This window comes from Streptococcus sp. GMD6S (assembly GCF_000297015.1).
Window position 1 is genome coordinate 1 of record NZ_AJRH01000212.1, and the last position, 785, is coordinate 785.

Below are 785 nucleotides of genomic sequence, written 5' to 3' on the forward strand. Positions count from 1 at the left end.
ACGAAAAAAATAGACTTCACAACTAGAGAGCTTGTTTGGAAGATGTGGTTTAAGGAACGGAATGGCAAGAAAATAAGTTTCTCCAATGTTGGTGATGATGCTATGTTACAGGATGATTTCTTTTTTGGAGTTCAATTTGATAAATGGCGATTTAATGATAAACGATGGAATCATATACCATACGATAAGAGCAATCCTTGGACTTCGTTTTCTGATGAAAACATTCAATTGGAATTTGAAAATGATTTTATTACTGATGGGAGAGAACGTGGAGAAAACCTTAGGATTGCTACGACACATACGGATATTTTAACGGTTGATAAACGAGCTATGTATATCATGGCAGTCGAGGTAGCTTCTGCAATTGATGGTCAGATTAGCGAGGAAGACGAGTGAGACTATACATCAAAGGCGATTACACCAAAGAAATTCCATTTGATTACATGGAACTAGCGAAAAGGATGTGGTTTGAGAAAAAAGATGGAATAGAGCCAGATTTATCGTATGCTGGGTATCTAGATTTACCAATCGATAAACTTTCTATTCACTTAGAATTAGACAAGGAAACTCATGATGTTAGATGGAGGAGTGTCCAAATAAAGGAAGGGATAAAATATGATTTTTTATCCCATAAGTCAGAATATATACAGCTAGATTACGAAGATGCAATGATGTCGGATTTTCGTGAGAAAGGTGAATGTTTAAGAATTGCTTCTACCCACCTTGACCTTCTCACTGTTGATAAACGAGCTATGTATATTATGGCCATTGAAATTGCGACTGCT

General features: G+C 36.2%; 2 pseudogenes. Both read left to right on the top strand.

Going from position 1 to position 785, the window contains the following annotated elements:
- Positions 1-393 (top strand): annotated as a pseudogene (locus tag GMD6S_RS09740) (hypothetical protein); the annotation flags it as partial.
- Positions 393-785: pseudogene (locus tag GMD6S_RS09745) on the top strand (hypothetical protein); the annotation flags it as partial. The pseudogenes GMD6S_RS09740 and GMD6S_RS09745, both read left to right, overlap by 1 nt.